The sequence below is a fragment of the Bifidobacterium santillanense genome (assembly GCF_018555385.1).
Lineage (GTDB): Bacteria > Actinomycetota > Actinomycetes > Actinomycetales > Bifidobacteriaceae > Bifidobacterium > Bifidobacterium santillanense.
This window is the reverse complement of record NZ_JAFEJS010000013.1, coordinates 36649-60568: the sequence shown is the minus strand read 5'-3', so window position 1 is coordinate 60568 and position 23920 is coordinate 36649. Positions and strand designations below refer to the sequence as shown.

General features: G+C 68.8%; 18 protein-coding genes and 4 tRNA genes. 17 read left to right on the top strand and 5 right to left on the bottom strand.

Translation table 11 applies throughout. From position 1 onward, the window contains the following. The first annotated feature begins 5 nt into the window (after window positions 1-5). Window positions 6-3605 carry a helicase gene (locus JS528_RS10245; RefSeq protein ID WP_214358946.1) on the top strand — a complete coding sequence of 1200 codons (3600 nt, stop codon included), beginning with the start codon at window positions 6-8 and terminating at the stop codon, window positions 3603-3605. Continuing rightward, complete coding sequence (locus JS528_RS10240) at window positions 3605-3805, top strand: hypothetical protein (protein ID WP_214358945.1); 201 nt, start codon at window positions 3605-3607, stop codon at window positions 3803-3805. The genes JS528_RS10245 and JS528_RS10240 overlap by 1 nt, the downstream gene beginning before the upstream one ends. Window positions 3806-3826: 21 nt before the next feature. Here JS528_RS10240 and JS528_RS10235 read toward each other — a convergent pair whose 3' ends face one another. The 3 genes from JS528_RS10235 to JS528_RS10225 form a co-directional block, all read right to left on the bottom strand. Further along, window positions 3827-4492: an SAF domain-containing protein gene (locus JS528_RS10235; RefSeq protein ID WP_214358944.1), complete on the bottom strand. Its 666-nt coding sequence runs from the start codon at window positions 4490-4492 to the stop codon at window positions 3827-3829. Between the two features lie 82 nt (window positions 4493-4574). Beyond that, window positions 4575-4760: an FmdB family zinc ribbon protein gene (locus tag JS528_RS10230; protein WP_214358943.1), complete on the bottom strand. Its 186-nt coding sequence runs from the start codon at window positions 4758-4760 to the stop codon at window positions 4575-4577. 143 nt (window positions 4761-4903) lie between these two features. Next, window positions 4904-5524: a 5-formyltetrahydrofolate cyclo-ligase gene (locus JS528_RS10225; RefSeq protein WP_240541453.1), complete on the bottom strand. Its 621-nt coding sequence runs from the start codon at window positions 5522-5524 to the stop codon at window positions 4904-4906. A 71-nt stretch (window positions 5525-5595) separates the two neighbouring features. On the opposite strand from JS528_RS10225, the gene JS528_RS10220 reads away from it, so the two are divergent. The 13 genes from JS528_RS10220 (at window position 5596) to dapC (ending at window position 19878) form a co-directional block, all read left to right on the top strand. Next, window positions 5596-6270, top strand: a complete 675-nt coding sequence (locus JS528_RS10220) for a GNAT family N-acetyltransferase (RefSeq protein ID WP_214358941.1) — start codon at window positions 5596-5598, stop codon at window positions 6268-6270. A 160-nt stretch (window positions 6271-6430) separates the two neighbouring features. After that, window positions 6431-7912, top strand: coding sequence for a hypothetical protein (locus JS528_RS10215; protein ID WP_214358940.1), 1482 nt, complete (start codon window positions 6431-6433; stop codon window positions 7910-7912). 243 nt (window positions 7913-8155) lie between these two features. After that, complete coding sequence (gene groES, locus JS528_RS10210) at window positions 8156-8449, top strand: co-chaperone GroES (protein ID WP_094666829.1); 294 nt, start codon at window positions 8156-8158, stop codon at window positions 8447-8449. 130 nt (window positions 8450-8579) lie between these two features. Beyond that, complete coding sequence (locus tag JS528_RS10205; RefSeq protein WP_214358939.1) at window positions 8580-9593, top strand: AAA family ATPase; 1014 nt, start codon at window positions 8580-8582, stop codon at window positions 9591-9593. A 14-nt stretch (window positions 9594-9607) separates the two neighbouring features. After that, window positions 9608-13918, top strand: coding sequence for a transglutaminaseTgpA domain-containing protein (locus tag JS528_RS10200; protein WP_214358938.1), 4311 nt, complete (start codon window positions 9608-9610; stop codon window positions 13916-13918). A 258-nt stretch (window positions 13919-14176) separates the two neighbouring features. Next, window positions 14177-14258, top strand: a tRNA-Tyr gene (locus JS528_RS10195). A 1-nt stretch (window position 14259) separates the two neighbouring features. Continuing rightward, a tRNA-Thr gene (locus JS528_RS10190) sits at window positions 14260-14331 on the top strand. 4 nt (window positions 14332-14335) lie between these two features. Next, a tRNA-Met gene (locus JS528_RS10185) sits at window positions 14336-14409 on the top strand. Window positions 14410-14465: 56 nt separating this feature from the next. Then, window positions 14466-14633: a 50S ribosomal protein L33 gene (gene rpmG / locus JS528_RS10180; protein ID WP_007053013.1), complete on the top strand. Its 168-nt coding sequence runs from the start codon at window positions 14466-14468 to the stop codon at window positions 14631-14633. Window positions 14634-15009: 376 nt separating this feature from the next. Further along, window positions 15010-16266 carry a UDP-N-acetylmuramate dehydrogenase gene (locus JS528_RS10175; protein ID WP_214358937.1) on the top strand — a complete coding sequence of 419 codons (1257 nt, stop codon included), beginning with the start codon at window positions 15010-15012 and terminating at the stop codon, window positions 16264-16266. Window positions 16267-16424: 158 nt separating this feature from the next. Next, complete coding sequence (locus tag JS528_RS10170; protein WP_214358936.1) at window positions 16425-17951, top strand: amino acid permease; 1527 nt, start codon at window positions 16425-16427, stop codon at window positions 17949-17951. A gap of 234 nt (window positions 17952-18185) precedes the next feature. Further along, window positions 18186-18509, top strand: a complete 324-nt coding sequence (gene fdxA / locus JS528_RS10165) for a ferredoxin (RefSeq protein ID WP_043164583.1) — start codon at window positions 18186-18188, stop codon at window positions 18507-18509. Between the two features lie 187 nt (window positions 18510-18696). Further along, complete coding sequence (dapC, locus tag JS528_RS10160; RefSeq protein WP_214358935.1) at window positions 18697-19878, top strand: succinyldiaminopimelate transaminase; 1182 nt, start codon at window positions 18697-18699, stop codon at window positions 19876-19878. 79 nt (window positions 19879-19957) lie between these two features. Here dapC and dinB read toward each other — a convergent pair whose 3' ends face one another. After that, entirely contained in the window at window positions 19958-21250 is a 1293-nt protein-coding gene (gene dinB, locus JS528_RS10155; RefSeq protein WP_214358934.1) for a DNA polymerase IV, read from the bottom strand. A 103-nt stretch (window positions 21251-21353) separates the two neighbouring features. On the opposite strand from dinB, the gene JS528_RS10150 reads away from it, so the two are divergent. Further along, a complete protein-coding gene (locus tag JS528_RS10150; protein WP_214358933.1) occupies window positions 21354-22301 on the top strand; it encodes an EamA family transporter in 948 nt (315 codons plus the stop codon). A 51-nt stretch (window positions 22302-22352) separates the two neighbouring features. On the opposite strand, the gene JS528_RS10145 is transcribed toward JS528_RS10150, so the two are convergent. Continuing rightward, window positions 22353-22439: transfer RNA gene (locus tag JS528_RS10145), tRNA-Ser, on the bottom strand. A 396-nt stretch (window positions 22440-22835) separates the two neighbouring features. Between JS528_RS10145 and JS528_RS10140 the strand changes: the two genes are divergently transcribed. Continuing rightward, entirely contained in the window at window positions 22836-23903 is a 1068-nt protein-coding gene (locus JS528_RS10140) for a D-2-hydroxyacid dehydrogenase family protein (RefSeq protein ID WP_214358932.1), read from the top strand. The last annotated feature ends 17 nt before the right edge of the window (window positions 23904-23920 follow it).

The following is a 23920-nucleotide window of genomic DNA, read 5'->3' as shown; positions in this document are numbered from 1 at the left end:
GCACGATGAGCACGCAACTGACGCTTGACCGTCTGCAGGAATGGCACGACAGATACCGTGCCTCCCTGGTGCCGTCGCCGCTGGAGAACATCAACCAGCTCGCGGCGCAGCTCGATCTGACCCACGCGCATCCCTCCGGCATCGCGCAGTTGTTCGCCTCCGGGCACGTCACGCTCGAATCGCTCTTCCGCGACAACGGCATGCTGCGCGCCGCCGAACGTCGCCTCGGCCGCGTGCTCGACGACCGCAGCGCCAAGAAGCGCGTGTCCGGCGTCGCCGAGCTCTCGCTCGTCGTGGGCGTGGCCACGTGGAAGGGCAACGCCCTGCCCGTGCTGCTCTACCCGGTCTCCGCCGAGGCCGACGCCACCCCCGGCCATTCGTCGATCACCTTCACCGGCAACGTCGCGCTCAACGCCTCGTTCGTCTCCGTCATGCACTCGATCGGCGTCGATCTGGACGAGAACTACCTGTTCGACGGCTCCCACTACGCCTCCGGCACGCCCGAGACGTCCGCCGTCTTCGCCGCGATCACCAACCAGATCAAGGCGCGCATCGCCGACTTCTCCATCGAACGCCACATCATCCTCGGCTGCTTCATGGAGCCCGCCGCGCAGATCCTCACCGAGACCCAGCACATCATCGACGAGCTCGGCGACGGCCCCAGCGGCAACACGCTGCTCGACGCGATCGCCGGCGACGAGGACGCCGCGAACTCGCTGCGCAACGCCTCGATCCCGGACTACAGCCCGTTCGACGCCGATCCGCACACCGAATACGAGGTCGGCGACGTCGACAACACCGTGCGCTACGCCGCGCAGCTGGCCGCCTCCGGGCATTCGGTCAGCGTGGACGGCGCGCTCGGCCGCGACACCGCCGAGCAGGCAGCGGCCATCGCCTCCCGATGCGTGATGAACGGCCGCTCCGTGCTGTACGTGCCGGGCGTGGCCGAACAGAAGCGCCGCTTCACGCAGGTGATCCGCGCCAACGAGATGCAGGGCATGCTGCTCGACATCGCCGACGAGAACGCGAACGCGGACATCGACCGCCAGCTCATCACCGCCGTCGGCTTCCAGGAGGGCGTCGCCACCCAGCACTTCGATCAGCTGGCCGACGAACTGGTCGGCGTGCGCTCCCGTCTGACCCGCTATCTGGGCGATCTGCACGGCGTGAGCGACAAGTGGGGCGTCTCCGCCTACCAGACCATCCAGAACCTCGCCGCGATCTCCATCGCCCCGACGCATCCGGCCACGCGCGTGCGCCTGACCGAGGCGTCCGCGCGCCAGATCGGCGGCCATCTGGACGAATGGACCCGCAAGCTCGAACGCGCCGGCGAGGTCGGCGAGTACACGATCGGCCCGAACGACACCGCATGGTACAAGGCGTCGATCACCAGCGAGAAGGACGCCGTGACCACCTACCAGCGCGTCATGGACCTGCTGCAGAAGGTGCTGCCGGCCGTGCGTGAGCACGTCGCCTCCACCGTGCAGACCTGCGGTTTCCCGGTGCCCGCCACCGCGCGCGACTGGGCCCGCCAGATCATCGTCCTGAAGAACCTGCGCCGCGTGCTCGACGTGTTCCAGCCGGAGATCTTCGAACGCGACGTCGACTCGATGATCGAGGCCACCAAGTCGAAGACCGACCGCAAGGCCGAAGGCACGACGATGGGCTTCTGGGAGCGTCGCCGCCACGCACGCGAGGCCAAGTCCCTGCTGCGCGTCGGCGCCCAGGTCGAGGACATGCACGCCGCGCTCGTCGTCGTCAAGAAGCAGGCCGAGCAGTGGCATTCGCTGGTGCCGCACGGCGGATGGCCGGTGCTGCCGCCCAAGCTCGACCAGATGATCGCCGCGCAGGAGACCATGTCGCAGGACATGGTCGCGCTCGACGCCGTGCTGAGCACCACGCCGCTCGGCGGCGAGCTGGAGACGCGCGACTTCAACGACGTCGAACAGCGCCTCAAGGCCCTGCTCGACGACCGCAAGGCCCTCGACTCGCTGCCCGAGCGCTGCCGCCTCGAGAACGAGTTCCAGGCCGCGGGCCTCAACGATCTGGTCGCCGACTTCACCAACCGCCACGTGCCGGGCAACGTCGTCGGCGACGAGCTCAAGCTGGCGTGGTGGACCACGGTGTTCGAGGACATCGTGCGCTCCTCGCCGATCATCTCGAACCAGGACGGTTCCGTGCTGGCCAACGCCACCGAGCGCTTCGAGCAGGTGGACGTGGAGCACGTGCGCTCCGTCGGCCCGATGGTCGCCCAGGAGTCGATGCGCAGGCTGTGCGACATGCTGTTCGCGCGCACGCAGGAGGCGAACCTGCTGCACACGCAGCTCGCCGGCCGCGGCCACGTCACGCTCGACCACATCCGCCGCGACCATCCGGCGATCCTGGCGGCCGCCAAGCCGATCCTCATGGCCACGCCGGACACGCTCGCCTCGCTCACGCAGCCGCACGAGCTCGCCGACGTCGCGATCGTCGACGCCTGCGCGCACATCCCGGCGATCCAGCTGCTCAGCGTACTCGTGCGCGTCAAGCAGGTCGTCGTGATCGCGCACCGCGGCACCGTCACCTGCCCGAGCCTCAAACAGCTCATCGACATGCTGCCGGGCGTCGAGGTCAAGTCGCATCCGGTCCGCCGCGCGCCGAGACTCACCGCGTTCCTCGAGACCGAGGGGTACGGCGCCGTGCGCTACGACGTCACCACCGAGGGATCGGTCGGCCGCGTCGCCTACCACAAGATCGAGGCCAGCGGCACGCCGGTCTTCGCCAGCGGCCTGGTCGAGTCCAGCCAGACGGAGATCGACGAGGTCGTGCGCCTGATCACCGAACGCGCCTCCAGCTTCACGATCGTCCCGGCCGGGTACATGCTCACCGTCGTGACGATGACCGACGGATTCCGCGTCCGACTCGGCGCCGAGCTCAAGGCGCTGGCCGGCAGGGACAAGTCGATGGGCAGCTTCCTGCGCCATGTGCGCATCGTGAGCATCCGCGAGGTCGCCGGCGCCCAGGCCACCGACGTGATCTTCTCGATGTGCTACGCGAAGACCGCGTACGGCAAGCTGCTGCAGCAGTTCGGCGCCATCGAGGAGCCGGGCGGGCGCAACCTCCTGCTCGACGCCCTCGCCCTCGCCGACCGCAACCTCGACATCGTCTCCTCGTTCTCCTCCGACGAGATGCTCGACGAGCGCATCCACTCGGCCGGACCGCAGCTGCTCAAGACCATGCTCAGGTGGGCCGAGCAGCTCAACGACGACACCGTGCGTCCCGCGGAGACCGCCTCCGGCAACAACACCCTGTTCAACGATCTGGCCGACCGCATCCGCTCGCGCGGGCTCAAGGTCGCCATCGACTACGGCTTCGACAAGGGACTGAAGATCCCGATGGTCGTGGGCCTCAAGGACAAGCCGTTCGCGCTTGCGGTCCTCACCGACGACGCCGGGTACATGTCCATCCAGTCCACGAGGGAGCGCCACCGCATGCTTGCGGCGGACCTGATGACCCTCGGCTGGTCGGTCGCGACCGTGTGGAGCGTCGGCGCGTTCGTCAATCCGGAGAAGGAAGTCGACCGCATCGTCGCCAAGCTGGGCGAGATCTACCGGGAGATCAAGTGATGGGCGAGTACTCCGCGCAGCGCCGCACGCCGCGCAAGCACAAGCGCGTCGTGCGGCAGGGCACCGAACGATTCGACGCCGACGGCGTCAAGCTCGAGCCGTCGGACATGATGACCGACCGGCAGCGGGCGGCCGACGACGACAAGCGCATCCTGAACGAGCTGCCGCCGCACTGGGCGGTGTTCAGCGAGAAGGAGTAATAGAGAAGCGGGGGAGCGGCGCTACTGCTGCACGGCGACGACCGCGCCCACGTCGGCGGAGTTCATCACGCGCAGCGCCGCGTCCGGCTCCACCGCGACCTCGATCGTCACGACGCCGGAATCCGAGGTCGCGGGGCGGCCCATCACCAGCGCCTGATTCGTCAGCGTGCACAGCCCCTCCTTCTCCTCGCCGCCGACCTCGCCCAGATGCTCGGCCGTCTCGGCGGGCGCGCAGCCCACCGCGGATACCAGCGAGATGACGTCGCCGGGCAGCAGGTCGGACACGTCGTTCGACACCTTCAGCTCGAGCGCGCTGCGTCCCGGCGGGATGACCGGCGCATCGCGCGTCAGCGACGGATACATCGGCTGATGCTCGCCGATGTCGATCTGGGCGACCGAACCGACCACGTCGTCGATTGCGGTCAGGGCCGTCTCGGTGGCGGCCGAGGCGGGCACCTCGACCATCGTCACGTCCCTGCGGCGGATGACGCTGCCCCGTGCGATGTCGCGGGACGCCACCACCACCGACGTGGTGGCGGTCATCGCGCCGATCGAGGACAACGTGACGAACACGGCCAGCCCGGCGATGAGCGCCGCGGCAAGCCGCACCAGACGCGCGCGGATGCGCCGTCCGGACAGAGTGGGGCGCATGACCCGCGCCCAGGGTGGGGTGGTGTTCTTCGTCATAAACGCCATCGTCCGGGTCGGATCGACCTGAAGTCAACCCGCCCGGACGATGTGGACGAAGCCCTCGCGAATCTTCACAAACTCACTTCTTGCCGGAGTCGGTGCGGTAGAAGCCGCTGCCCTTGAACTCGATCGGCACGGCGGAGAAGATCTTGCGCACCTGCTCCTCGTGGCACTCGGGGCACACGGTGATCGGGGCGTCGTCGAACGACTGGTGCTCGGTGAAATCGTATCCGCAGTTCTTGCAGCGGTAATGATAGGTAGGCAACGTGATCCTCCTGATGAAACCTGATGACATACGTGACATGCAGCGTTCTCGTACGAACGCGCGACCGTACATATCCTAATCGCCGGCCCGACACGCGGGGGCCGCGGTTTCACGGGGTGTGAAGCGGCCGGTCCCGCGGCCGGTCAGCCGAAGAGGACGATCCCGCCCGGCGTGAGCGCGCCGTCGACCGGCAGGTCGTGCGTCTCGCGCGGCAACGGATCCTCGTCCGCGCCGAGCACCTCCCAGTCCCAGCACACCGCGAGCACCGGGCAGGCGGGGGAGCGGTGCGCGAGCGCGCGGTCGTACCAGCCGCCTCCCCGGCCGAGCCGCGTGCCGGAACGGTCCACGGCCAGCGCCGGGACCAGGATCAGCGCGGCCTGGGCGAGCGATTCGGGAGGCAGCGTCTCGCCCTCCGGCTCGTCGGGGCGATGGTGCGTGGGGGAGCCGGGATCGTCCATGTCCCTGAGCAGTCCGGTGGCGTCGAGCTCGCCCCACCCCACGTCGAGCCCCGCGCCGAGCCTCGGCACGAGCACGCGGTAGCCGGCCGCGAGCAGCGCGTCCAGCAGCGGCCGGGTCTCGATCTCCGACCCCATCGACACGTACGCGGCCACCGTCGCGCGCGCGTCCGGCAGCGGCAGACCGTCCATCAGCCCGGCGAGCCTCGCCCCGGCCCGCGCGCGCTCGGCGGGGTCGACCTGCTTGCGCCGCGAGATCGCCTCGTGGCGCAGCGTCCGTTTCGTCGGTGTCGTCGTCTCTTCGATCATGCCGCACAGCATACGCGTCCCGCGTTAAGCAACGCCCCGCACGTCCGCGCCGACGGTGGCACAATGGACGCGTGTCAGTTTTCCAAACGCTCCGCGACGTCTTCGCCCCGGCGGACCCGAACGCCATCCACGTGCCGATCATCCTCACCGCGCCGGTCGGCGCCGTGCCGATCACGCTGCGCACGATGGAGCCGGACGACGAGGACGCCTGGAACGCCGTGCGGTGGAGCAACGACGAATGGCTCCGTCCATGGGAGTCCGGCGACCCGATGCACGGCCCCGGCATCACCTTCAACCAGTGGCTCGCCGGGCAGCGGCGCAACGAGCAGCGCGGCACGGGCGTCATCTTCCTGATCGAGCAGCACATGAGCATCGTCGGCCAGATCTCGCTCGGCGCGATCAACTACGGCGCGATGCGCACCGGTGTCGTCGGGTACTGGGTTGCGCACGACCACGCCGGCCGGGGCATCGCGCCCACCGCGCTCGCCATGATCGCCGACTGGGCGCTCGCCGACCCCACCGGGCCCCGGCTGCACCGTCTGGAGATCGCGATCCTGCCGGACAACGCCCGCTCCCTCGCAGTCGTGCGCAAGGTCGGCGCCCGGTACGAGGGGCTGCGTCCGAACTACATGTACGTCGCCGGGCAATGGCGCTCGCACGAGACGTTCTGTCTGCTGGCGGAGGATCTGGGCGAGGGATTCACCGCGCGCCTGATCGCCCGGTCCCGGCTCGATGTCGCACGGTAGTCACATAGCGGACATCTTGGGTGGATTTGGTGAGAATTCGATGGTGTGAGCCCTCTCGCCGGAGAAAAGCCGATCCCATGCGCGCCGCGGTCTCGAGGCGTCTCGACACGCCCTGAGGCAATGCGGTGAATGTGACGACCGTCTCCTATTCTATGTGCATATGGGTTACGAGCAGTTAAGCACCGTCATCGTGCTGATCATCGTACTCATAGGAGTCGTGGTCTGGCTGCCCATTCGCACATCCAACAGCATGCGGCACGTCGAGGAACACCGGGAGGACCGGTATTCCACGTCGCTGCATCTGGTCGACGAGCACAGCGGGACCCGCTTCAGCGACGAGACGGCCTTTGCGAAAGGGGTACAGATGCAGCCGAGTGAGAGGCGCGCGAACACGCTCACCCCGGAACGTATATCCGAGGTGCGGCGCCTGCGCCATGCTGCCGTCCGCCGTCGCCAGATGATCGTCGCGGCGTTGCTGGTGATCACCGTCGTCGTTCTGGTGCTCGCCGTCACGCTGCATTTCAGCACGTTGTACGCATTGATCCCCGCCGCCCTGACCGCCGTCGTGCTGGCGCTGGGCGCGCACGCCGCAAGTCAGGCCCGCGAGTGGGAACGCAAGGTCGCCGAGGCGAAGGCCCGCGAACGCCGGTCCCGCGCCGCGCGCATGAAGGCCAGGAAGGCGCAGGTCGAGCAGCGTCCGGGTGCTGCGCCGGCGCGTGCCGCGGGTGAGGACAACGCCCCCACCGACGAGATGACCGGCATCGAGATCCGCAGGGCGCTGCGTCAGGCACAACTCGAACAGAAGAAGGCGCTCGCCGAACGCGCCCGCAAGATCGCCGAGGCGCAGGCCCGTCTGGCCGCCGCGCAGGCGCAGGCCGAGGCCCAGGCGCGTGCCCAGGCCGCCGCCGAGGCCGCACGTCAGGCTGCAGCCGCCGCGGCCCAGCAGACCGCGCAGCAGTCCGCATCCGCCGATGCGGCGGTCGCGCCGCAGGCTCAGGCGCCGGTCCAGAACCAGCCCCAGTCCACGGGCGCGCCCGTCATGGTCGCCCCGCAGCAGGCCGTCTCCGGCGCGACCGGCGCCCCGGTCGTCGCGCAGACGAAGCCGAAGGCGGAGGCCTCCGCCCCGGTCGACGCCGCGTCCGACCACACCACCGAGCTCGCCGAGGTGCACCCCGCCCGCGCGCTCGACGCCTACGACATGGCCACCTCGCAGGACCTCATCTCCTTCTCGCTGGGCGAGGCCCGCAACGTCGAGGCCGACGAGCCCAAGGCCCCGGAGAGCCGAGAGATCAAGTCGATGCGTCAGGTCGCCAAGGCCGAGCCCGTGGACGCGCAGCGCGAACGCGAGCTGGCCGAGGAGGCGAAGATCGAAACCGAACCGGCGTCGTCGCACGCGGGCAAGGACGAGTCGTCCGAGTCCGCCGCCAAGACCGCCGAGGACGTCGCCGACGAGTCCGTCGTCGAGGCCGTGGAGGAGGCGTCCCGCGCCGAGGAGGAATCCCGTCCGGTGCAGAAGGCCGGCATGAGCGACGTCGAGGCCTTCCACGAGGCCGAGGAGCAGGCGAAGGTCGCCGTGCCCGCCGCCACCTCCGATTCGCTGGGCAACAACCTCGCCGAGATCCTCGCCCGCCGTGGCGCGTGAGGTCGCCGAGCCGTCGTTCGCATGACATCGCACGAGGGGAGCCGCCTGCGGGCGCTCCCCTCGCTCGTCTCCGGCGACGTCCCGCGGCCCGTTTCTCTCACAGCGTTAGCACTCGAGTTGGCAGAGTGCTAAAAAGCGCGCTACCATGTGAACCAGTGCTTGGGATCGCGCAAGTGATCGTCAGCCTCTTGGGCAGTCCTGGCGCGGACACATCGAACTACGAGAAATACGAGGTGACCCACAGTGTCGATCAAGCTCACACCGCTGGAAGACAAGATCATCGTCAAGCAGGCCGAGGCCGAGACCCAGACCGCGTCCGGTCTGTACATCCCGGACAACGCCAAGGAGAAGCCGCAGCAGGGCGAGGTCCTGGCCGTCGGCCCGGGCCGTCGCGACGACAAGGGCGAGCGCATCCCGATGGACGTCAAGGTCGGCGACAAGGTCCTGTACTCCAAGTACGGCGGCACCGAGGTGCACTACGAGGGTGAGGACTACCTCATCATCGGCGCCCGCGACGTGCTCGCCATCCTCGGCTGAGACGAGACCGGACGACCGCATCCGCGCGGATGAAACCCCGTACGCCTTGGGCGTACGGGGTTTCTTGGTTTGTTCGGCTAGACTGTGCGCGTAGGGGAGCCCTGAACAACACCCGACGAAGCGAGGCATCATGGCGAGCGTATCCCAGTCCATTCCCGAATCCGTCACGGCCGCGGGAGTCGATGGCGCCGCCGTGCCCGACGGGGAGACGTCGAGGATTCCGGCCCTCATCGCCGAGGAACTGGAACGGGCGATGTCCTGCTCGCGCGAGGTCATCGACCTCGCCGTCACCACGTTCGCCGCCGGCGGCCACCTGCTGCTCGAGGACGTGCCCGGCGTCGGCAAGACCACGCTCGCCCGCGCCCTCGCCCAGGCGATCGGCGGCGAGGTGCACCGCGTCCAGTTCACCCCGGACATGCTGCCCAGCGATCTGACCGGCGTGAACATCTGGTCCCAGGGCGAGGGCGGGTTCGTTTTCCACCGAGGCCCGCTGTTCGCCAACATCGTCATCGCCGACGAGATCAACCGCGCGAACCCCAAGACCCAGTCCGCCATGCTCGAGGCGATGAGCGAGGGGCAGATCAGCGTCGACGGCGTCTCGCACACCCTGCCCGACCCGTATTTCGTCGTCGCCACGCAGAACCCGATCGAGCTCGAGGGCACGTATCCGCTGCCGGAGGCCCAGCTCGACCGCTTCATGGCCTGCACGAGCTTCGGCTACCCGGACGCCGCATCCGAATCCCGCATGATCACCGCCGACGACTGGTCGCATCCGCTGGGCCGTGTGCGCCGGGTGTGCGATCCCGCCGCCGCCGTGCGCATCCGCGCCGCCGCCCGCCGCGTGACCATCGCCGATCCGGTGGCCGACTACATCGTCGCCCTGTCCCGGGCCACGCGCGACCGTGACGGCGTACGGTACGGCGCCTCGCCGCGCGCCAGCCTGTATCTGGCCGCGATGGCCCGCGCCCGCGCGATGTTCGACGGACGCTCCTACGTGCTGCCGGAGGACGTGCAGCAGCTCGCCGTACCCGTGTTCGCGCACCGTCTCGTGCTCGACGACGCCGGATACGGCGGCGAATCGCTGGCCGCGGCCCGCGCGATCGTCGCCGACGTCGTGCGCGCCGTTCCCGTGCCGCGGGCCTAGGGCGGGCGTCGGCGATGCGATGGAGAAACACGCGGCCGCGGCGTCGCGGACCCGTCCGTTTCCGCAGACGCGGGCTGATACGACCGACCCTGCCATGCCTGCTGCTGGTCGCGGTCGGCGCCGTCGTCTGCTACATGGGACTGCTGCTCGACGAGCGCACGCTGATGGCCGCGACCGTCGCGCTCGCCGCCATGATCGTCGTATCGTTCGCGACCCTGCTGCTGCAGTGGTTCCGCGGCGTCCCCGCCACCGAACGCACCATGACCCCGCAATACGAACGTCTCGACCAGCACGGCGCGGTCGTGGATCGCATCGTCGGCGATCCGCCGGATCGGCGCGGCCTGTACCGGCTCCACGGCGTGGTCGTCGGATGGCGATCGCCATTCGGCCTGTTCGCGGCGAGCCGGGTGGAGGATCGGCCCGGGGAGACGCTGGTGCTGCCCGAAGGCGACGACCGGGCGTCCGTCGACGCGGCGCGCGCGGCGGGCAAACGCGTGGCCGGTACGGCGCAGGCCGAACAGATGGGCAGCGTGCGTGGCTACGCGCCCGGCGACCCGATCAAACTCATCTCCTGGAAGCACACCGCCCGACGCGGCACGCTGATGACGCGCGAGACGGGACGGGACGAGCGTGCCGTGCTCGTGCTGGCGCTGAACTCGCGCTGCGGCGACGGAGCGGACGGCGGGCGCATGGACCGGCAGGTCGCGACGATCCTGCCGTTCCTCGACGCCGTCGGGCACGGGGAAGCGGGGCCGCGCGTCGTCGTCACCGACGGCGTCTCGTTCCATGAGGGCGGGTCGTCCGCGCGCCGGTTCCTCGCCGCCGTGCGCGACGACGGCGCGTCCGCGGCCGACGGCGACGTGCCTTCCGATGCCGCCCGAGCGGCGGCTGTGAGCCGATTCGTGCGGGGGCGGAGCGGCCCCGTCGCGGTGCTGGTGTGCGACGCCGGCGGCTCCCGGGGATTCCGGCGGGCCCTCGAGGCCTCTCCGGCGTCCGGGCACCTGCGCGTGCTGACGCCGACGCGACGGGCGCCGGAGCGGTACGTCCGGACGACGGTCGCCTCGCCCGGAACGTCGGCGTCCGCGGGTGGCGCGCCGGCGCCGGGCGCCGTCCCGAACCGGGGCTCCGGAACGTCGACGCGCTCCGATCGGGCCCGGCCCCGGATCCGCGTCGCCGCCGCGTCGCCCGTCATGCTGCCCGCCGCGGTCTCCTCGGCGTCGCTGCTCGTCATGTTCGGCGTCGCGCTCAAGGGGTTGGGCGGTCTCGTCTCGACGAACGGCGCCTGGATGTGGTTCGCGGCGGCGCTGCTGGGCGTCGCCGTGATCGAATCCAATGTGCCGTGGCGCGACCTCGTCCGGCGTGGAACGTCCCCGGAGCGCGGCTCCACGGGCGGAACCGGTCGTCGGATGCCCCGCATCCGCCTCGCGCTCGTCCGCGTGGGCGCCTACGCGCTCCTGACCGTGCTCGCCACGGCGATCCTGCTCGTCGTGCGTCTGCGCGACCTCACCGGCGGCTGGTTGTTCTCCAGGGACCAGCGCGGCGGCGCATGGAACATCGTCAGATTCGCGGTGACCGGCGGCTTCGACTCGCTCAACCTTCAGCTGCCGCCGCTCAAGGTCACCGTGACCGGCGACGTCTTCCTCATCCTCGTCGTCGCGGCCGCGGCCATCGTCATCCGCTGCCTGCTGATCGCGAGGGCCGCCGGCCCCGGCATGGCGATCCTCGCGGTCGCCGCGCTCGCCGCCGACTATTCGATCGTCGGCCACACCGCGCCATGGTGGGCGATCATCGCGCTCGCCGTCGCCTTCCCGATGGGCGTCTGGGCCGTCAGACCCCGCCGTCTCAGGCCGCCGGCGGCCCTCGTCGCGGCCCTCGTCGTCGCGGCCGTCACCGTCGCCGGCACGCCGAGCGCCGAGACCCTCGCCTACAACGTGCCCCTGTCGATCGGCGAGGGCGGCGGCATGTTCTCGTCGAACACCGTCAGCCCGATGATCGACCTGAAACGCAACATCGCCAACGGCTCCGACACCGTCGTGCTCGACTACCGCTCCTACAGGCGCATGTACCTGCGCATGACCACGCTCGACCAGTTCGACGGCGACACGTGGGGGTACGACAAGAGCCTCGCCCTCGACGCCGGGCTCTACGGCGCCGGCATCCAGCTCGGCCGCAACGCGTCCGACGAGCTGTCCGAATCACAGCGGCGCATCGACAACCCGCTGTCCGCATACATGCGCATGCTCGGCTACTACGGCTACGACGTCGCCAACGTCAACCAGAACACGCTCGAGCAGTACATGGGGTACGCCAAGGTGCGCATCGCGACGCTCAAGTCGCGCTTCCTGCCGATGCCCGGCATCTACACCGATGCGAACGGCGTCGGCTCCGACTGGCTCAGCTATCGGGACGGCAGCATCTACAACCGCTCCGGCTCCACCTCGGAGGACACCTCCTACACCGCATCCGGCGTCTACCTCGACCCGATCACCTCGTCCTCCGGCTTCAGCGAACTCACCGCCATCGAGAACACGATCGCCGACCTGAAGCAGCAGAACGGCGTCAGCGAGACGCAGCTCGAGCAATGGCTCAAGGAACGCGAGGCGCTCGCCGTCTCCGGGTTGGGGCAGATCGTCGACGACACGGTCTACATCCACGCCACCGTCGGCTCCGACGGCGAGGTGACCGGCCCCGACGGTTGGGCGCTCGGCAAGGTGAGCATGTACCGGATGGATCTGTCCGATCCGTCGAGCCCCGCCATCCAGGACAACGGGATGGTCCTGGGCGGCGGATCGACGTCGGCTTCCGGCCCCGTCCCCAGCGAGATCACCTTCAACAGCACCGTCACCGAGCAGCTGGGTGCCGGCAAGGACGCCGTCGTGTACGGATTCTCGTCCGACGGCACGTCCGCGGTCATCGCGATGCCGCTCGTCGACGTGACCTCTGCCGCCGGGCGCGAGTGGAAGGGATCCGACGGCTCCACGTACACCAGCATCGACGGCGTGAGCGCCTGGATCAGCATGGCCGGCAACGCGCTGGTGTCGACGATGGGCATGGCCGGCTTCCAGGGTGCCTCGTCGTCGGACGCCGGCGCGAACTCGATGCTCGACTGGATCACCAGCGCCGTCAAGGCGTCGGACCGCCGCGCCCACGCCTCCCGCTACACCGCGCTGCCCAAGACCCTGCCCGCCAACGTGAAGGCCGTCATCAAGCAGGCGCAGTCCGCCGGAGTCCCCATCAAGGGCTCCGGATACGACGATCAGGTGCGCGTCATGCGCTGGCTCGTCGACTACTTCACGTCCAAGGGCAACGGGTTCACGTACTCGTTCGACGCGCCGGACGGCGACGGCCGTTCCAACATGGAGGTCATCAACGACTTCCTCGATCCTGACACCGGCCACGCCGGCTACTGCCAGCACTACGCCTCCGCGCTGGCCGTGCTCGCCCGTGCGATGGGCGTGTCCACCCGCATCGTGCTCGGCTACAACGCCGGCGCCGACGACGACAGGACGTCCGACGGCTACCGTTCGGTCAGGTCCCGGCAGCTGCACGCCTGGGTCGAGGCGTATCTCGACGGCGTCGGCTGGGTGCCGTTCGACGTGACGCCCGCCAGCGAGGAGAACGGCACGCTCGGCGACGAGACGGCCTCCTCCTCGACGTCGTCGTCCTCGTCCTCCGACTCGTCCTCCGCGACCGACACGCAGTCCGCGCAGGGCCAGACGACCGATTCCCCCTCGTCGTCCGATTCGTCCTCCGACGCCGCGGACGCCAGGACCGACGACGCGAAGACCAAGACATCCTCGAGGACGGGCAAGGCCGGCTCCTCGGCGGCCGACGCCTCCGTATGGGGCGCGGCGGCCGCATGGTTCGCCGCGCTGCCCGTATGGGGTCGCGCCGTCGTCTGCGCGGGCGGAGGACTCCTGCTGGTCGCGCTGCTCGTGTTCGCGCCCCGCGGCGTGCGCTGGTGGCGTCGCCGTCGCTGCATCGGCGTGGCGCAGGCATCCGCCGCCGCCCCCGATGACGTCGGCCTGCGCGCCCGCGCGTGGCGTCTGGCCTGGGAGCAGATCAGACGCGAGGGGCGTCGGCGTGGCGTGCGCTGGTCCGACGCGGACACCGACGCCGCGATCGCCGCGCGCATCGTCGACTCCTATGCGGCCGCAACGGGCGCCGGGGGGAAGAAGTCGGGCGCCGACACGCCGAAGGCCATCGCCCGGGTGCTCCGCAACGCCTCCGCCGCCGCCTTCGGAGGCGTTCCCGAGCCCGTCGGACGACTCCCGCACGAGCTCCGGCGCCTGTTCCGGGCTCCGCGACACGCCGGCGGACGATGATTTCCGAGCCGTCCCCGGCCTCCGCAAGGACGGTTTCGGGAGGTGAAAACCCCGTTTCCGACCCCGCGACACGCCGATGGAGCCGTTTGGGATGAAAAACTTTTTTCGTTGGAATTCCAACGATTATGAGGTCTGTCGCCTTCGGTTTCGAGGCTTGTGCGTCGCCATCGACTTGCGCGATACGCAAAGGCGTGCCATGATATTCGAGTTGCCTGACGGGGTCAAGCCAAACGGCCTGATCACGAACGGAAACAGACTGGCGGATTTCCCAAGCGGTCAAAGGGAGCTGACTGTAAATCAGCCGCTTCGTGCTTCAGTGGTTCGAATCCACTATCCGCCACGCCCCGATAGCTCAGTGGTAGAGCACTTCCTTGGTAAGGAAGAGGTCGTGAGTCCAATTCTCACTCGGGGCTCTCTGGCGGGGTAGCTCAGCTGGCTAGAGCGTACGACTCATAATCGTAAGGTCAAGAGTTCGAGCCTCTTCCTCGCTACAAATGCGCCCGTCCGCCGACGGGCGCTCGTTTTAGACTACAGAGGTGAATGAACCATGGCTAAGTCCGCCGACATCCGTCCCGGCATCACGCTGGCATGCACCGAGTGCAAGGAGCGTAACTACATCACGACGAAGAACCGTCGCAACACGCCCGATCGCCTCGAGCTGAAGAAGTTCTGCCCGCGCTGCGGCAAGCAGACCGTGCACCGCGAGACCCGTTGATCCCGCGCTGAGAGCTTTCGCGAAAACCCGGCCCACAAGGCCGGGTTTTCGCATATCCGGACTCGCTTCGGTCCGCGTGGTTTGATGCGGTTCCGTACGTTGCCGTGGGGAGTCGGCGTTCTCCATTGCGGACACGCTCCGGGCCGCTCGGCCAAGTCCTACGGTCCTCAACGGAGAACGCCGACTCCCCACTCTGTTGCGCTGTGATGGTGCGTAGGGGGTGTTCGTACGCAAGTGAGCGGACGGGTGTCGTGACGCATGTCGCGACCGTAGGACTTGGCCGAGCGGCCCGGAGCGTGTCGAGATATGCGTCACGACACCCGTCCGCGTCCGGCACTGTCCCAAATCCGGTACGTAGACAGTACGATAGGCAGTTATGACCAGCTTTGCAGATATCACCACGATCGGTGTGGGCGGGCACATCGCCCGGTTCCTCGAGCCGACCACGCGCGTCGGCGTCATCGAGGCAGTCGAGGAGGCCGACGAGAAGGGCCTGCCCCTATGCGTCATCGGCGGCGGCTCCAACATGCTCGTGTCCGACGAGCCCTTCGAGGGCGTCGTCGTGCGCGACGCGCGCCGCCGCATCACCGTGCCGGACGAGGCCGCGCCCGTCGAGGGCAACGACCGCACCGTCCACGTCAACGCCGAGGCCGGCGCCAACTGGGACGATTTCGTCGCGTTCACCGTGGGGCTCGGGCTGGAGGGCGTCGAGGGTCTGTCCGGCATTCCGGGCACCGTCGGCGCATCGGTCGTGCAGAACATCGGCGCGTATGGCCAGGAGGTCGCGACGTCGGTCGAATCGGTCGAGGTGTGGGACCGCGAGACGAAGACCACGCGCGATCTGGCTCCCGCCGACCTTGCGTTCGGCTACCGCTCCTCCGCGCTGAAGTCGAGCATGTACGTCGCCCCGGCCACGCCGGCGGAGCGATTCTTCCCGACGCCGCGCTACGTGGTCCTGTCGGTCACGTTCGCGCTGCGTCATTCGGCGACCGGCACGGTCGGCTTCGGCCAGCTCGCCAAGGCACTCGGCGTCGAGGTGGGCGACCGCATGGCGACGACCGCGATCCGTGACGCCGTGCTCGCCGTGCGCGCGTCCAAGGGCATGCTCGAGGATCCGACGCGCTACGTGGAGACGGCCATGATCGGCACGAAGCGCGAGGAGAACGTCATCGCCGACCTCAAGCGTCTCGCCCGCATCGAGGAGGAGCGGGCGGCGGCTCCCAAGGCCCCCGCCGGCCACGCCGGACTGCCGGCGGCCGACCACAACCGCCACAGCTGCGGCTCGTTCTTCATGAACCCGATCCTTCCCGCCGACCAGGCCGCGACGCTGCCCGAGGACGCCCCCCGGTTCCCGGCCGAACTGCCCGACGGCACGCCGGGCGTCAAGACCTCGGCCGCTTGGCTCATCGACCATGCCGGATTCCACAAGGGCTTCGCGCTCGACGGCGGGGACGCGTCGTCGGCGCGCGCCTCGCTGTCCACGCTGCACACGCTCGCCCTGACCAACCGTGGCGACGCCTCGTCGGACGATCTGGTCGCGCTCGCCAAGGCGGTGCAGGCCGGCGTCAGGGAGCGCTTCGGCGTGGCCCTTGTGCCAGAGCCGGTGTGCGTCGGCATCGACCTGCGCCCGTGAACGCCGCCTGAACGCGCCGTGAACGCTCACAAAAGCGGCGCCCGTCCCAGCATCCGGAAGGCTTGACACATTCGCGTAACATAGCCTTCCGGAAAGAGCGGTATTCGGCCTATACTCTCTCGTTGAACAAGAACCGGAGAGCAGAAGGCCATACCAACATGCAACTATTCCGAACCAAATCCGTCGAGCAGACCATCGCCGAAACCGGCGAGGAAGGTCGCACGCTCAAGCGCAACCTCACCTGGTGGGATCTGTCCATCATGGGCGTCGCCGTCGCAGTCGGCGCCGGCATCTTCTCGGTGGGTGCGCAGGCCGCCGCGTTCCACGCGGGCCCGGCCGTCATCATCAGCTTCCTCATCGCCGGCATCGTGTGCGGCGCCGCCGTCATGTGCTACGCCGAGTTCGCCTCGATGATCCCGGTGGCGGGCTCCGCCTACACCTTCACGTACACCACGGTCGGCGAGATCATGGCGTGGGTCATCGGCTGGGACCTCATCCTGGAGATGCTCATGGCCGGTTCCGTGATCTCCAAGTACTGGGGCGTCTACCTCAACGACTTCATGCGCCTTATGGGCTGGGGCTTCAACACGAACATCGCCATCGGCTCCTTCAACCTCGACATCGCCCCGATCATCATCGTCGCGTTCTTCACGACGCTGCTCGTGTTCGGCACCAAGATCGGCGCCCGCGTCGACGGCGCGATGACCGTGCTCAAGATCGCGATCGTGTTCTTCGTCGTGATCGTCGGCTTCTTCTACGTCAAGGCCTCCAACTTCACCCCGTTCATCCCGCCGAGCGAGCCGGCCTCGGCCGTGCAGAGCTCCTCGGCCGTCTCGGGAGTGATGGGCCAGCCGCTGTGGCAGTGGGCCACCGGCATGGTGCCGTCCGTCTACGGCGTGCCCGGCATCCTGTCCGGCGCGGCGCTCGTGTTCTTCGCGTTCATCGGCTTCGACGTCGTGGCCACCGCCTCCGAGGAGACCAAGAACCCGCACAAGAACGTGCCGCTCGGCATCGGCGTGGGCATGGCCCTGATCATCGTCATGTACATGCTCGTCGCCATCGTCACCACCGGCATGGTCTCCTACAAGGACCTCGCCAAGCAGGACAGCCCGTCGCTGGCGACCGCGTTCGAGCTCGTCGGCGCCAACTGGGCCGCCAAGATCATCAGCTTCGGCATCGTGCTGGGCCTGGCCACCGTGGTCATGGTCCTGCTGCTGGGCCTGACCCGCATCGTCTTCGCGATGAGCCGCGACGGCCTGCTGCCCCGCGGTCTGTCCAAGACCGGCAAGCACGGCACCCCGGCCGGCCTGCAGATCGTCGTCGGCATCGTCGTCGCGCTCGTCGCCGCCTGCTTCGACATCGGCGTGCTCTCCGACATGGTCAACATCGGCACCCTGTCCGCGTTCACGCTGGTCGCGATCTCCATCCCGATCATGCGCGCCAAGCGCCCCGACCTGCCGCGCGCCTTCAAGATGCCCGGCAACCCGTGGGTCCCGATCCTCATCGGCTTGGCCAACCTGTGGCTGATGCTCAACCTCACCGTCCTGACCTGGATCCGCTTCGTGGTCTGGCTCGTCGTCGGCTTCGCGCTCTACTTCGGCTACGGCTACCGCCACGCCCGTCTCGGCACCGGCGACCTGACCGAGAAGCTCTCCGCCGAGACCGATAAGGCCGTCAACGGCTGAGTCGCGTCCGTTCGCCTCTGACCTCGGCCCTCCGTCCCGTCCTGTTGCGTCCGATCCTATAGGATCCGTCGCAACAGGCGGTTTGGAGGGCCGTTTTGCGTCTGTTCCTACAGGATCGGACGCAAATGCGGCGTCGGAAGCGGCCGTGACGTCCGATCCGGTAGGATCGGTCGCTGCGAGGGCGGGTCCGACCGCGAGACTATCCTTGTATCAGCTTGATTTAAGGAGGATCCCATGCCATACGTTGTCGCTCAGCCCTGTGTCGACGTCAAGGACAAGGCCTGCGTGGACGAGTGCCCGGTCGACTGCATCTACGAGGGCTCCCGCTCGCTGTACATCAACCCGAACGAGTGCGTCGACTGCGGCGCATGCGAGCCGGTGTGCCCCACCGAGGCCATCTTCTACGAGGATGACCTGCCGGACGAGTGGGCTTGGTACAAGGACGCGGCCGCCAACTTCTTCGCCGAGGTCGGCGACTTCGGCGGCGCCTCCGCGCACGGCCCGATCGGCAAGGACCCCGAGCAGGTCGCGGCCCTGCCCCCGCAGAACCAGGACTGAGTCCGGGCTGCCGCACCCGTCCGCGCCGACGACCGGCGCCCGACGCGCGTATCGAAATCCTCCCCTTCGCGGGGAGGATTTTTCGTATCCGGTCTATCCTGTTCACAGACGTTCATGACGATCCGCCTCCCGACGCGCCCCGCGGTCGTCGCGGAGCACCGCGGAAGAGAAGAAGAAAGGCCCGACCATGGGTTTCCACGCGTATTCCTCGCCGTATGACTGGTCCCGCATCGCCGGATACAAGCAGACCGCCAAGGCCGTCGACGGCGGCATGATCGACCTGTCCGTCGGCTCACCCGTCGACCCGGTCCCCGCCTCGGTCCAGGCGGCGCTCGCCGCGGGCGCCGACGCGTCGAACGCGCACGGATACCCCGTCACCGCCGGCACCGCCGATCTGAAGGACGCGATCGACTGGTGGTTCCGCCATATGCGCGGCGTGGACCTGAAGTCGGTCAACGCCGCCGCCGTGCCCACGGTCGGCTCCAAGGAAGCCGTCGCGCTGATGGCGTCCCTGCTGCACCTCGGTCCCGGCGACGTGGTCGTCCAGCCGAAGGTCTCCTACCCGACGTACGAGATCGGCACCCAGCTGGCCGGGGCCGACGTCCTCAAGGTCGACGACGTCGCCGACGTGGACTCCTGGTGCGATGTGCCGGGCGTGAAGGCCGTCTGGGTCAACTCGCCGTGCAACCCCACCGGCGACGTGCTCGGTGCCGACTGGCTCGCCGGCATCGTCGCCGCGGCCCGGCGCATCGGCGCGGTGGTGCTGTCCGACGAATGCTATGCGCTGATGGACTGGCGCTCCTCCAAATCCGTCGCCCCCGTCTCGGAGACGAACGAAAGCGAGACGGCCGACGCGTTCAGCCTGTCCGCGACGCCCTGCGCGCTCAACCCGCAGGTGTGCGAGGGCAGCGCCGACGGCGTGCTCGTCCTGTACTCGCTCTCCAAGCAGAGCAACATGGCCGGCTACCGCACCGCGCTCATCGCCGGCGACTACCGCCTCGTCACCGAGATGGCCGAATACCGCAAGCAGATCGGCCAGATCATCCCCGGGCCGGTCCAGGCCGCGATGGCCGCGGGACTGCGCGACGTCGAATCCGTGCGCGTGCAGTGGGGGCGGTACCGCGCCCGTCTGGGACGCCTCGTCGAGGCGCTGCGCGCGTACGGCTACGACGCCGCGATGCCGTCCGGCGCGCTCTACGTATGGGTCAGGGCCAAGTCCGGCGACTGCTGGGCCGACATGGCCGAGCTCGCCCGGATCGGCGTCATCCCCAGCCCCGGCGAATTCTACGGCGCGCCCGCGTACCTGCGCTTCTCCGCCACCGCCACCGACGAGGCGATCGAGGACGCCTGCGCCCGGCTGTCCGCCTGATCGCGGGCCGATCGCGGTCGGGTCGGCATCTGCGCAAGGGAGAGCCGTCCGCGGACCGGGCTGGAGAGCCCCGGGGCCGCTACGCCCCGAACCGCACGGCCCTGTTGCCGAACCGTTCGCGCACCGCGTCCAACGCGGCTTCGGCCCTGCGCCGACGCTCGCCCGCCGTGCGTGAATCCGTGCTGTCCGTCTCCTCGAGCATGTCGTCCAGCGACGGCTGCACCGCCGTCGCCTCGGCCGGCGCGAGTCCGCTCGCGCTCATCCCCGCGAGCCGGATCAGCTTGGGCAGGGGAGCGTCGGGGGAGACGTCGTCGCGTCCGGCTGTCTCGCCGTTCATCCCCAGCATGCCGTGCAGCAGCCGCACGCACTCCGGGTACAGCACGCCGGCGGCGTCCGTCGGCCGTTCCAGCGTATGGGAGCGCGTCCGGTAGCTCAGGTCCGCGAATCTGAGCTTCACCGTGACCGTGCGCGCCACGAACCCCCTGCGCCGCAGCGAGCTCGCCACCTCGTCGCAGGCCTCGCGCAGCAGCCGACGCACCGTGCGCTGATCCGTGGTGTCCTCGAGCAGCGTCTCCTCCGAGCCGATCGACTTCTCCACGCGCACCGGCGTCACCACGCGATCGTCCAACCCGCGCGACGCCATCCACAATCCGCGGGCGGCGGCGCGCGATCCGGTCGCCCGTTCCAGCGCCTCCGGACTCATCGCGGCCAGATCGGCCACCGAATCGACGCCCCACGCATTGAGCCGTCGCTCCAGAGACGGGCCGATCCCCGGGATGCCGCGCAACGGCATCATCTGCACGAACTCGGCCGATCGTGCGGCCGGGATCAGCAGCATGCCGTTCGGCTTCGCGTTCGTCGACGCCATCTTCGCGACGAGCTTGTTCGCCGCGACGCCCACCGAACAGGTCACATGGAATCGGCGTTCCACCTGCTCTCGGATCCACGCGCCGATCGCGGTCGGCCGCTCCCAGGCCAGCAGCGCCCCGGAGACGTCCATGTACCCCTCGTCGACCGACACCTGCTCGACCCGGTCGGTCACAGCATGGAACACCTCGGTCATGATCGTGTGCGAGATCTCGCGGTAGTAGCGCATGTCCACCGGCAGGAACACGCCGTCCGGGCACAGCTGGCGGGCGCGCGCCGACGGCATCGCCGAATTGATGCCGTACCGGCGTGCCTCGTAGCTCGCCGCCGACACCACCGAGCGGGGGCCGGTGCCGATGATGACCGGGCGTCCTGTGAGCTCCGGGTGTCGCGCCACCTCGAGCGAGGCGTAGAACGCATCCATGTCGATGTGCAGCACCGTGCATCCGGTCTCGTCGTGCCCCCAATCGCGTTTGGCGGCGGCCAGTCTCGGTGCGGTGCTCATGACTTCGATTGTAGTTGTCCGTATGCGCGTTCACATGGTGATCGCGTATCGCGCGGAAGCCGGCGATTAGGGATGCCGTCGCCGCGCGTGTAGCGTGGACGACATGAAGAGAGCAGTGGTCGAGATGCTGAACCGTGTGCCGGTCGTCGTCATCGTGGTGTGCGAGTCGATCGTCATCTATTCGGCGACGGCGATCGCCAAGCTCGCATTCGCGCAGCTCGACCCGCTCTACGCCGTGTGGTACCGCGTGGGGTTCATGGCCGTGCTGCTGCTCCTGTGGCGTCGTCCGTGGTCGGCGGCCAAGCGGGGCCGGCTGTTCCGGCGCGACGCGCGGAGCTGGGGATGGGTGCTGCTGCTCGGCGTCTCGCTGGTGCTCATGAACACGATGTTCTACGTCGCGATCGGCAACATGGACATGGGCATCGCCGTCGCCATCGAGTTCATCGGCCCGCTGTCGGTCGCGGTGATCTCCGGACACGGCTGGCGCGAGCGGATCGGCATCGCCGTCGCGGCGGTCGGCGTCGTCCTGCTCGCCGGCATCTCGCTGGCGAATCCGGATGGCGACGGCAGCTTCCTCGTCGGCCTCGCGGCGATCTTCATCGGCGGATCGATGTGGGGCGTGTACATCGTGACCGGCCGCCACATCGCCGCCGGCGGCAACTCGCTCGACAATCTGTGCGTCGCCGTCGCGATCGGATGGGCCGTCCAGTCGCTGTTCCTCGGCGCGCCGGCGGTCGCGCATCTGATCCATCCCAAGGCGGACGCGACGTGGGCACTGGAACCCGGCGGTCCGCTGAAGCTGCTCGGACTGCTGTTCGTCGTCTCCCTGCTCGCCTCGTTCTTCCCGTACGTCGTCGAGCAGGTGACGATGCGCCGCGTCACCCCGGCGGCGTTCTCCGTGATGCAGTCCATCAACCCTGCCGTCGCGATCGGTGTCGGACTGACGCTGGGTGAGATTCCGGGCGTCGGCGAGATGATCGGCGTCGCGTTGGTCATCGTCGCCGTGATCATCACCTTCTCCGGCGACGCCGCGCCCGCCCCGGGCAGATAGTGCGGAAACAACGAAAAAGGGATTCACGGCGAACCGTGAATCCCTTACCGGCGGAGTGAGGGGGATTCGAACCCCCGAGCCGCTAATGCGACTAACACCTTAGCAGGGTGCCCCTTTCGGCCACTCAGGCATCACTCCACATCGCACATGAGCGCATGAACCATGAGCTCGAAGCACAACAGCATGTAACTATACACCATCATCGGGATATGACCCGCCGATAGATGCGATATACATGAAAAATGATCTCCGGCACCGCCCCGTACCCGTTGATATGTAGGCGGAGCCGGAGGTACGCCATTGTCCGTCCGTCTCCGCGAACCATTCTAGTCCCAACGCGGTTGGCGACACCCCGCCAGTCGCGTGGCGATCGTCTAAACAATTGACGATTTCGCGTGATATGTCACACATGCGTGGAGTCGGACGATTGCCGCGCATGAGACGATCCCGGGCGTGTCGCAGGATCCGGAATGCGCCGGCCGAGTCGCGTGCGTATGGAACCTCGCCGCCGGGAACACGCGCTAAGGTGAAGCCATGACCGAAATCTTCGAAACGCAACCCGACCGCGCCGACCTGCCGCTGGTCGTCATGCCCGCGTCGTTCGCCTCGATGGTCGCGCCGCTCAAGGCGCATCTGCCCGCGCTCGCCGACGTCGCCCGGGTGCGCCTGTACGAGGAGTTCACCGAGGACCCCGACCTCATCGCCGAGCGGGTGGCCGACGCCGACGTGATGATCAACGGCGGCCCCCACATCTCCGACGACCTGCTGCGCCGCATCTCGGGCGGGGTGCGCGGCGGCGAGGGCGGGCACGTGCGGTGCATCGTCTTCTCCGGCACCGGCGTCGCCAGCTACATCGACCTCGCGCTCGCCCGCGAGCTCGGCGTGCGCGTGTGCAACGCCGAGCACTACGGCGACGCCGCCGTGGCCGAGCACACGTTCGCGCTGATGTTCGAGCTCCTGCGCCATACGGGCGAGCTCGACCGCCGCATGAAGTCCGGCGGATGGTCCGGACCGTACGCCGACGGCCTCCAGCTCGCCGGCCGCAGGCTCGCGATCATCGGACTGGGCGGCATCGGGTCGACCGTCGCGCGCATCGCGACGGCGTTCGGCATGCGGGTCGCCGCATGGAACAGCGGCCATACGCCCGTCTCTCGCTTCGTCGAGCTCGGCGTCGAGCCGGTCGACGACATGAACGAGCTCATCGCCGGAGCGGACGTCGTCTCCGTGCACATGCCGCTCATCGACGGTGCCACGCGCGGACTGATCACCGCCGACAACCTCGCGCACCTGAAGCCCGGCACGATGTTCGTCAACACCGCCCGCGCCGAGGTCATCGAGCCCGGCGCCCTCACCGCGCGACTGGCCAAGGGTGACATCCCCGCCGCGCTCGACGTGTACGAACGCGAGCCGCTGCCCGCCGACGATCCGCTGCGCGCGATCCCCGGCATCGTCCTGACCCCGCACGTCGCCTGGCGCACCGACGGCGCGTTCGCCGAACTGACCCGGCAGATGGTCGAGGACGTACGCGCGTTCCTCACCGGCGGCGAGGTGAACGTCGTCGTCTCCGAGCATGACGCCGTCCGCGGCGCATCGCGCGACTGATCCGGGACGGGAGCGAC

Bases quoted from the DNA above. Each gene is read 5' to 3' on its own strand.
- JS528_RS10240 (WP_214358945.1), top strand. From the start codon at position 3,605: ATGGGCGAGTACTCCGCGCAGCGCCGCACGCCGCGCAAGCACAAGCGC.
- JS528_RS10200 (WP_214358938.1), top strand. From the start codon at position 9,608: ATGCGATGGAGAAACACGCGGCCGCGGCGTCGCGGACCCGTCCGTTTC.
- JS528_RS10225 (WP_240541453.1), bottom strand. From the start codon at position 5,524: ATGATCGAAGAGACGACGACACCGACGAAACGGACGCTGCGCCACGAG.
- JS528_RS10150 (WP_214358933.1), top strand. From the start codon at position 21,354: ATGAAGAGAGCAGTGGTCGAGATGCTGAACCGTGTGCCGGTCGTCGTC.
- JS528_RS10245 (WP_214358946.1), top strand. From the start codon at position 6: ATGAGCACGCAACTGACGCTTGACCGTCTGCAGGAATGGCACGACAGA.
- dapC (WP_214358935.1), top strand. From the start codon at position 18,697: ATGGGTTTCCACGCGTATTCCTCGCCGTATGACTGGTCCCGCATCGCC.
- JS528_RS10205 (WP_214358939.1), top strand. From the start codon at position 8,580: ATGGCGAGCGTATCCCAGTCCATTCCCGAATCCGTCACGGCCGCGGGA.
- JS528_RS10215 (WP_214358940.1), top strand. From the start codon at position 6,431: ATGGGTTACGAGCAGTTAAGCACCGTCATCGTGCTGATCATCGTACTC.
- JS528_RS10235 (WP_214358944.1), bottom strand. From the start codon at position 4,492: ATGACGAAGAACACCACCCCACCCTGGGCGCGGGTCATGCGCCCCACT.
- fdxA (WP_043164583.1), top strand. From the start codon at position 18,186: ATGCCATACGTTGTCGCTCAGCCCTGTGTCGACGTCAAGGACAAGGCC.
- JS528_RS10170 (WP_214358936.1), top strand. From the start codon at position 16,425: ATGCAACTATTCCGAACCAAATCCGTCGAGCAGACCATCGCCGAAACC.
- JS528_RS10175 (WP_214358937.1), top strand. From the start codon at position 15,010: ATGACCAGCTTTGCAGATATCACCACGATCGGTGTGGGCGGGCACATC.
- dinB (WP_214358934.1), bottom strand. From the start codon at position 21,250: ATGAGCACCGCACCGAGACTGGCCGCCGCCAAACGCGATTGGGGGCAC.
- rpmG (WP_007053013.1), top strand. From the start codon at position 14,466: ATGGCTAAGTCCGCCGACATCCGTCCCGGCATCACGCTGGCATGCACC.
- JS528_RS10140 (WP_214358932.1), top strand. From the start codon at position 22,836: ATGACCGAAATCTTCGAAACGCAACCCGACCGCGCCGACCTGCCGCTG.